This is a genomic window from Roseateles hydrophilus (assembly GCF_026712245.1).
Lineage (GTDB): Bacteria > Pseudomonadota > Gammaproteobacteria > Burkholderiales > Burkholderiaceae_C > Pelomonas > Pelomonas hydrophilus.
Genome location: NZ_JAPPUY010000004.1, coordinates 629372 through 637776, shown reverse-complemented (window position 1 = coordinate 637776; position 8405 = coordinate 629372). Strand labels below are relative to the sequence as shown.

The following is an 8405-nucleotide window of genomic DNA, read 5'->3' as shown; positions in this document are numbered from 1 at the left end:
TAAGCTAACCAGTACTAATTGCCCGTGAGGCTTGACCCTATAACTTTGACTGCCAACAGCAGATCAGGGTAAGTGTTCAAGTTATGCTGTTCTTCAGAAGTCTGAAGGCGCAATCAAAATATACTGATTCCGTTGCATGAAAATGCGATGTGCAGATAACTCTGCTGACTCTACGAATTGGGTTTGTTGACCTTGTCAACAAGCCAACCAGTCAAGCCTGACGACCATAGCGACTTGGTCCCACTCCTTCCCATCCCGAACAGGACAGTGAAACGAGTCAGCGCCGATGATAGTGCGGATTCCCGTGTGAAAGTAGGTCATCGTCAGGCTATTATTCAAAGCCAACCCCCATCAGTGAAAACTGGTGGGGGTTTTGCTTTTGGGGCGAACAATAGCAGCAAACTCAGCAAAGGGCTGTAAATGCCCAAGGGCTGACGGGCATGGGCGCGATGGATGCGCAGATACCTGTGCGATGCGCCTAGCCGGGGTGCATCGCTCTCCAGTCAACTCCACATCGCCACGTACCGCGGTAATTCTCGTGAGCTCAGAATGACTACTGATGGCGTCCTCCGCGCCACTTGCACCCGAGCGTCTGCTTATCAGGCATGAAAAAACCCGCCGAGGCGGGTTTAAAACAAACTGCACGTCAAGCTGGCAAATTAATCGCGCTCAGACATTAAAGTGAAAGATGACCTTGGAAGTGCCATTTTTACTGGGTCTCAGCGCGGTTTGGCTCATTCTGTAGTCACTTCCGTATACATTTTTCGCGGACATCCCCATTCGGGTGGCCTCACCCGTGTTCACTTGGTCTGTTCCGCCAAGAGATCAAGCACGTCGGTCTCCAGGATCGCGCCCAGCTTGCACAGGACCAGCAGGGACGGGTTGCCCACAGCGCGCTCGATCTGACTCACGTAGGTGCGATCCACATCCGCGCTCAGGGCGAGCGCCTCCTGCGACAAGCCACGCTTGCCCCGGAAGTCTTTCATGTTGCGCGCCAAGTCCTGACGCACTTGCTCGTAGTCTCGTCCCATCAACGCCGAGCATGGGCGTTATGAGACCTTTAATCCACGGACTATATTCGACAATGTCGAATATAGTCTTCATAATCAGCTCAACTTGGGATCAAAGGGAGCTGATGGATGAGTGGACTCTGCTTTCGGATGCTGGCGGGGTTGGCCGTTGTGATGACCGTGACCGGCTGTGTCACAACACAGCCGCAGGCTGACGGCTCGACCAAGGTTCACCTCTCCTTGGGTGGCGTGTCGAAGGCCAGCCAAGGTAACGTGGCACCGCCTCCTACTACCGAGACTCGCCCAGCCGTCGTTGCCAATCAAGCAAAGCCAGACCAAAGCGCGCCGCCCGGCGCTCCTGGCATCCGTGCAACAGCCCTGGCAGGCGTCTTCAGCAAGCACTCCTACGACGGAACGCCCAAGACCTACTTCCCCCGCGTGGCTGTCACGGTCACGGACTGGTCCCGCAATGACTGCTGGATCGGCACCGCCACCATTTGGAGGAGCAAGACCAAGTCCGAAGCTGTGCCCGCCTTCTCTGTGTGCTGGGGACAGTCGGTGGGGTACGCGGTCAACAACGCCGCGAACCTGCAGCTCTTCATGCAGCAAATGGCGGTCGAGCACAGCGGCAATGTCCGCACTGTTGGCCCCAAGCCGCCCATGCTGGCCATCCCCGACCGGCAGCCGATCAGCGAGCGGCAGCAGCTCGCCTTCCAGGGGTTTGTCCAGCAGCTGGTGCTCGACACCGGCTGGCAGCCGGGCGCACCGACCAATCTTTGGTTGGTAGGGTATGACGCCAACGCGGTCATCAAGCCAACCGTGCCTCCTGCCTCCAGCAACGGAGCCTCGCAGCCTGTGGACGCCAAGACCAAGGCGCAGCTCGAACAGGCGCTGAGCTGCGCGCCCATCGGTCCACGGTTTGAATTGGCTGAGTCCATGCTCAAGCAGTCGGGGTGGAATCCAGATCAAGGCGTCACGCCGGTCACGCTCGCCGAGCCCGTCAAGGTCTATGGGTTCAGCGTCCGCAAGGTGGCGGTGTCACGGGATGGTGGTGAGCGAACCTACCGCAGCTACTTGCCCGGCCTCACGGTCCAGCAGCTCGCGAAATCAGCCTCGCTGAAGCTGGGCAAGGATGGCAGGACCTATGGCCGTTTGACCAAGGTCGGCGTGCTGTCGGCGGGCACGGAGGGTGGCGAAGCCACGCTGACCTGCACAGTCAACACCGAAGGTTCGGAGGGCTGAGCATGTCGATGCAATGCCCTAGTTGCGGCAGCTCGCACATCCAGCCGATGGCCGTTGTGCATGCGGGCGGCACGCAGCACTTCCACGCAACGCACATGGCGGTCACTTCAGATGGGCAGTTCGTTCAAGGCAGCAGCCAGGGCTCGCAGTCCACGGCGTTGGCCCAGCACTGCGCCCCACCTGTGCCGCCATCACCGCTGCCGTTCATTGGAGCCTATGGGATTGGCGGCATCATCATTTACATGTCGATGACGGTGTGCCCGTTGTTGGCGCGTGAGTGCGTATACGTCGGCATGGCAGGCCTGCGCTACAACTGGAAGCAAGCGGCTGTCGGGATTGGTGTCATCGCACTGAGCTGGCTGCTGATGAAGGGCTGGCACGCCCAGGCTAAGGCTTACAGCGCGGCCAAGCGCCAGTGGCAGAGCACGTGGTTTTGCCATACGTGCGGGCAGGCACATCGCCCGACATGATCGGTACGCACCCGTTATCGTAGTTACCGTAATTACGATAACGGGTACATGGACTACCGCTGGACGGTCAAGCCAGCGGTGAAACCGATACTACGTTTCCCACCGTCCGAGACCAGCTGTAGGTCCTTGGGGCGGATGTGATCGCGCAGATCCCGTGCGGCATGCCCAAGCGCCCGTCGCAATGCCAGGCCCAGACTTCGCGGCGGCAAGTGCTTCAACTTCTCCAGAACGGCCCCGTCGAGAGAGGGTACGAAGGCAGAACCCCAGCTGGCTTCGGCACGCATTCGTCCATAGATGTTCTGCGCGATTCGTGCGATCTGATCGGGCGTGGGTGCTTGGACATGCAGCACCGTGAGCCGCGACAGCAATGGGCTCGGGATGCCATCCACACTGTTTGCCGTCGCGATCCAGTTCACGTGGCTGGCATCAATGGTGAAATCACGAATAGAGAGGTCCGTGAAGGACCGTGCGCTGCGGGGCTCAAGAAGGGTGTACAGCGCCGCCAATGGGTCGTACTGGCGCACCTGCTCGGTCTTGTCCAGCTCATCCAAGACCACGACGGGGTTGGCCTTTGGCTGGTAGGCAAGCAGTTCGAACAGGAGGCCAGGCTCGGAATTGCTCCAGAAGGCTTCTGACCCAGCCAGTGGCGAACCTGATTGGGCGCTCGCCATATCGAACACACGGAAGGGCAAGGCCAGTCTTTCCGCCAGCCAGCGAGCCGCTTCTGTTTTGCCGATGCCCGCAGGGCCGACCAGCAGCAGCGGCGACCAGGCAACACGGCCATCGCCCATCGCATTGAGGGCAAAGTGATCGTGCAGCAGCTCGGCCAGCTCGCTGAAGTTCGGGAAGGCTTGGGTGAACTCTTCGATCAGAACGTCCCACTCGTCGGGCAGCATGCCGAGCGTGCGCCGCTCATGGCCGGCCGACCGGATGCGCTCCGCGATCTGCTGGGCACGCTTGAACTTTTCGTCTGCCTTCGCGCGATGGCGGTCAACAAATTGCTTGAGGCCGGAAGCGTCCAGAAAGGTGATCAACGGCGCGTGCTTGTCGTCAGTCGAAGTACCGCTGCTATCGCGTGCGGGGACGGGGCTGTCGGGCAGGTCTCTCTTGGCGGCTTCGGAGCGAGTAGGGGCATCGCTATCAGCGGTGCAGCTCGCACGCTCTGCATCCGCCAACCCCAAGGCCTTCGCAGCTCTCTTGAAACGCTGGATGTCCTCTGCAAACAGTCCGACCACTTGCTCATGCGCAGCGCACCGAGCACCTTGGGGAGCATTGGCATCGCCACCGAAAACCGGAGCGCCGCACACAGGGCAGCACTGCTGGGCGGCGTGCCGAGCCTGTTCCACCACGTCCAGCAAGGCGCGCTCGCGCTGGATGCTGGCATCGGAAATCTCGACTCGAACAGCCAGCTTCTCCCTGGTGGCCGTGACACAGAACAGCGGACGACGCTGGTAGTCACTGCGATGCATCAACCGTTCGCATTGATCGATCAACTCGGCGACCACGGCGAGATGGCCTGGGGCCGGCTGAAACACCTGCTTCGCCAGCCATGGGTGTAGTCGCTTCAGCTCCTCGATGGCCTCTTGGTACTCTCGGCGTCGCATGGGTCGGTACTTTCGTTGCAGGTCGGCCATGGCACACTCCATCTAACTATAAATTACTATAACGCTGCAAACGGAGCACGCCAAGCCTTGGCTGGGCAAAGGTCGCCTTGTTATAGTGATTTACTGTTAGAACAATGTAGGTGCCGTATGCCGACACTTCAGGCCGAACAACTGCGTGCTATAGCAGCCGCACTCATGCGCCTGCGTGGCGATACGCTGAGCTCTGTGGGGATGGCCACCGGTATCCGTCCGGCGAACCTGTCCGTTTGGCTGAGGGGCAAAGAGCAGGTCATTTCTGCCAGGCGCGTGGCGACGTTGATGTATCACCTAGGGCTGGAGGGGAGCAGCCTGCGCGCAGACATCCTCCACCAATGGCGGGACGCTGGTGCCTTAGATGATCTGGGAAAGGTGCTGAACGCCCTCGTCGGCTCTGAGGCTGTTGTGCTCTACCAGGATGGTCAGCCAGGCCTTACCAAGACCCGGTTCCTGCAAATTGGCGATGTACTTGTCCGCATCGAGCTAACCGCTGGCGTTGCGGCCGCAAAGGACTTGGCCGATTTCATTCAGCCGCACCGTGTGATCGTGCTGGCTGAGCCTCTTGCAGCGATCCCTGTCGAGCCGTTAAGTGGCACGCGTGAAGCATTGCTTACGCTGGCTGAGCAAGCTGCAAATGACGTAGGCGACGACGAGCTGTTGGACAGTCTGTTGTTTCAGCTTGGTAATAGCGATTGGCCGATCGCCTCAACCAACACCAGTTCTCCCGTCGGTTGGCAGAAGCTGGAGCAAGCACTACGCGTAGCACTGCAAGATGGGTTTGAGCCCAGCGCGATTGCTCAATGGATCTCCGCTGCGCGGGATAGCCAGAAATAGGCATTGATTGTTGCAAGAAAACAACAATCAATGATTTATTTCGCTCGGGCCGTCATCCGTCCCCTCGCGATCCACGAATCGCGCAAGTGGCTGTCGATAAAAGACATTTTCCAGTTCAAAAGATGGCGATTCAGTTTTCTAGCTTTTGAGTCATGAAAACTGATTTCATATCCGTAATTCGGCGGTGACAGGTCGTTGGTCGGTGATTTCCGAAAAAACTGCTTTCGTGTTACTGCTCGAGCGGAAGTCAATCGATCAATGCGAAGTTGAACTGTCCGTTTCATTGGGGCGGCAGTGCTTGCGTTTCCCAGTACGGTCAAAAACATGCCGCCGCATGTTTTTGACAATCGCATCAGTTGTCTGAACTTGGTATGTAAATCGCGGGATATGGCCAAAATCTGAGCCTCTGGACACGCCGACAACGCAGCGCGAAGAATTGCCTGTCACTACACGAAATGGTGGGCAATCAAATGAAAAACCGAATCCTTCGATACTCCGATCTCGAATCCCAGTTGGGCATGAACCGCGTCACCATCTGGCGCAGGACGAGAACAGACCCAACTTTTCCGCGCCCGATTCGATTGGGTAACTCTGGCTCGCGCAACGCGGCCATTGGTTTTTTGGCCGAGGAGGTCGAGGCTTGGATCGCCCTGCAAGCCGCTACCGCAAGGGTGGAGCGCTGATCATGAAGGTCAGTGGAGACGCCCATGAACGCCTCTCGGTTGCTGATCGTTCGGCGTCGGCACACGGGGAATTTCACCCAGATTCCCAACTCGCTGATCCGCAACGAGCATCTCAGTCTGAAAGCGCTGGGGGTCATCGTGCACTTGCTCTCCCTCCCGCCAGGCTATCGCGTCAGCCTCGAAGGTCTGTGCGCTGTACGCAAGGAGGGGGAGACGGCCATGCGAACAGCCATCAAGCAGCTTGAGAGCCTGAACTACATGCGAATCGTCCGCGACCGTTCGGCATCGGGGCAATTCATTCAATCCAGATGGATTGTCAGCGACGAGCCGATTGTGGACTGGGCTCCACACCTTGAAAACCCACGTGTGGAAGAGCCAGTTCTGGATCACCCAGTTCAGGGCGATCAAGGGGCTACAAACACTGGGTTTAAAGAAACATTGGATTCATCAAAAACAACCACTACCGGGCCAGAGGGCACGCCACCTGACCCGGACGAGTCGCCGACCTTGATCATGGACGAGGCGAATGAAGAGTGCTGGTTGTGGTTGTGCCAAAAGCTATCACTCGAACCCCAAAAGACGCGGGATCAATGCACGGGTCTCTCCACCTCCGTAGCCCTGGATGTCTTGGCAGAAGTCCTCGAATGCAAGCGCCAAAACAGCATCCGGAAGACTGTCCCCCAATTCCTTGCCTCCCTGCTGCGCAGGGCTCACGAGGGCAAGTTCACCTTGTCGGCTGGGTCAGAGCTGCGACGGGACCTTCGGCAAATCATCAGGCGGCAACGCGCCGTGGAAGCCGCAGCTGAGCCCACTCAAGCAATCGTGACGGATCGGCCAGCGGTGGACCGGGCTCAAGCCAGAGAAAGGCTCCAGCAGATGCGTGATGAACTCGCAAAGAAGTCACACACATCGGTAATGCCACGAGGCACAGCATGAACAACAAAAACTTGGAAAACCGATTCGCCTGGCGAGATGTCGTGGCGGATGATAAATGGGCTGGCTGGGGATGGATGCAAACCTGCACCGTGGCGACGGGCAGGGTCAATATTGAGTGCGTACAGCAACCAGCTCTTGGTAACGACCGATGCATGCGGCTTTGCCTCATTGCGCTCGATCAGACCACGTTGATCGAATATACGGACAGCGGCTTCGTACTCCGCGAGTATGTGGCCCGGCTTTCATTCGATGCTGTCATCGACAGGCTGCGGCAAGTCCCATCAACTCAAGTCCATTTGGCCGCACCGGAATTGCTGAATGGCCTGGCGGATGACGGTCTACTCGTGCAAGTTTTTGGTAATCAGCGGAGGCGTCGTGGGCAACTCACACACTGATTACACAATATGCGCCACAGTGCCCCCACATGTTTGCCACACTGTTAACACAAGGTTTGGCATCAAATCGGCCAGTTGTTCACACAGTTTCGCCCATTGGTTCGCACAGTTTCAACACACCGTTCGCACATTGGGCGGCGGGGTCCAGGGGATTTCTCCCTGGCCGACATTTATCGTTGCGACAGCGGCGATAAATATAGTCGGTCACTATGTTTGCGAACACGGTGCGCCATGATCACAGGCGGCATCCAGTTTGTTCACATCGCTGTCTATTCGCTGCACTCACCGAAGAAAACCTCGCGGGGAGCAGATCGGAAATGGGCTGTGCGCGACGTGATTGCTGAGGCCAGCCGCGAGCCGCAAGCATGCTTGCATGTGCCGAGACCGAGGCGACCCAACCTGCTGCATGGTCCCAGCCTGGCTGACCTGGAAGCGGAAGTTGGCGCCATACATGCGCGCAGCACTGACGCAGCTGGTCGCCGTTTGCGAAAGGATGCGTCCGTCCTGCTGGCCGGAGTGGCGTCGTATCCACGTGGCGGCATGGAATACAGCTACTGGAAGCAAAGCGCCGTGGAGTGGCTGCAAACGGAATTCGGTGATCGCCTTCGGTCTGTTGTCGAGCACACCGATGAGGCGCACCCGCATCTCCACTTCTATGTCGTCAATCCTGACGGTGGCAACGTCAAGGACTTGCACCCCGGCTTCCGCGCGGCAAAGGGCGCTCAAACACCCAAGGAGCAACGCCTTGCCTACAACTCTGCGATGCGCGCATTTCAGGACCGATTCTGGGAGCACGTTGCCGGGCCGTCCGGACTCGCTCGTTTGGGGCCGGGCCGACAGCGCATGAGTCGTGCGCAGTGGACGCGGGTGAAGTTCGGGCTGCCGGCGCAGGCCGCGCTGCTCCAGCGTGCGCGTGAGATCACCCGTGGGACGGGTGAGCGTGACCGTCAGCTTCGCTCATTCGCGCACAAGACGATGCTTGAAGCGCAGTTGTTGATCAAGGAGTTGGAAGCGCGGGAGGCTCGCGTTCTGGCACTTGAAGCCAGGTTGGGATTGAAGCCGCCCGTGTCCGACTCAAACGATCCTGACAAGGCCTAACCCGATCAAAACAGGTTCAAACCCTATTGAACTGGCTGAAAGTGGCGTAGACTGTGTTCAGTTGCCGCCACTCTGGCGGCGCATTTCTGTTTGGATG

Annotated in this window: 9 protein-coding genes and 1 rRNA gene; 8 read left to right on the top strand and 2 right to left on the bottom strand. The window is 58.6% G+C overall.

What is annotated here, in order from left to right; all coding sequences use genetic code 11:
* Positions 1 to 216 precede the first annotated feature (216 nt).
* Positions 217 to 329 (top strand): 5S ribosomal RNA (rrf, locus tag NYO99_RS17880).
* A gap of 471 nt (positions 330 to 800) precedes the next feature.
* On the opposite strand, the gene NYO99_RS17875 is transcribed toward rrf, so the two are convergent.
* Positions 801 to 1031 carry a helix-turn-helix domain-containing protein gene (locus NYO99_RS17875; protein ID WP_103524200.1) on the bottom strand — a complete coding sequence of 77 codons (231 nt, stop codon included), beginning with the start codon at positions 1029 to 1031 and terminating at the stop codon, positions 801 to 803.
* A 108-nt stretch (positions 1032 to 1139) separates the two neighbouring features.
* Here NYO99_RS17875 and NYO99_RS17870 point away from each other — a divergent pair, with 108 nt between their 5' ends.
* Complete coding sequence (locus NYO99_RS17870; protein ID WP_268168609.1) at positions 1140 to 2252, top strand: hypothetical protein; 1113 nt, start codon at positions 1140 to 1142, stop codon at positions 2250 to 2252.
* 2 nt (positions 2253 to 2254) lie between these two features.
* Positions 2255 to 2722 (top strand): hypothetical protein, encoded by a 468-nt coding sequence (locus NYO99_RS17865; RefSeq protein WP_268168608.1) that lies wholly within the window; start codon positions 2255 to 2257, stop codon positions 2720 to 2722.
* A 53-nt stretch (positions 2723 to 2775) separates the two neighbouring features.
* On the opposite strand, the gene NYO99_RS17860 is transcribed toward NYO99_RS17865, so the two are convergent.
* The gene (locus NYO99_RS17860) at positions 2776 to 4356 is read right to left on the bottom strand and encodes an AAA family ATPase (RefSeq protein ID WP_268168606.1); all 1581 of its coding nucleotides are present in this window, start codon (positions 4354 to 4356) and stop codon (positions 2776 to 2778) included.
* 165 nt (positions 4357 to 4521) lie between these two features.
* Here NYO99_RS17860 and NYO99_RS17855 point away from each other — a divergent pair, with 165 nt between their 5' ends.
* From NYO99_RS17855 to NYO99_RS17835, 5 genes are all read left to right on the top strand, one after another.
* Entirely contained in the window at positions 4522 to 5196 is a 675-nt protein-coding gene (locus NYO99_RS17855; RefSeq protein ID WP_268168605.1) for a hypothetical protein, read from the top strand.
* A 455-nt stretch (positions 5197 to 5651) separates the two neighbouring features.
* On the top strand, positions 5652 to 5879 hold the full coding sequence (locus NYO99_RS17850) for a helix-turn-helix transcriptional regulator (RefSeq protein WP_326494840.1): 228 nt from the start codon (positions 5652 to 5654) through the stop codon (positions 5877 to 5879).
* A gap of 24 nt (positions 5880 to 5903) precedes the next feature.
* On the top strand, positions 5904 to 6815 hold the full coding sequence (locus NYO99_RS17845) for a hypothetical protein (protein ID WP_268168604.1): 912 nt from the start codon (positions 5904 to 5906) through the stop codon (positions 6813 to 6815).
* The gene (locus NYO99_RS17840; RefSeq protein ID WP_268168603.1) at positions 6812 to 7210 is read left to right on the top strand and encodes a hypothetical protein; all 399 of its coding nucleotides are present in this window, start codon (positions 6812 to 6814) and stop codon (positions 7208 to 7210) included. The genes NYO99_RS17845 and NYO99_RS17840 overlap by 4 nt, the downstream gene beginning before the upstream one ends.
* A gap of 231 nt (positions 7211 to 7441) precedes the next feature.
* Entirely contained in the window at positions 7442 to 8308 is an 867-nt protein-coding gene (locus NYO99_RS17835; protein ID WP_268168602.1) for a plasmid recombination protein, read from the top strand.
* Positions 8309 to 8405: the final 97 nt, after the last annotated feature.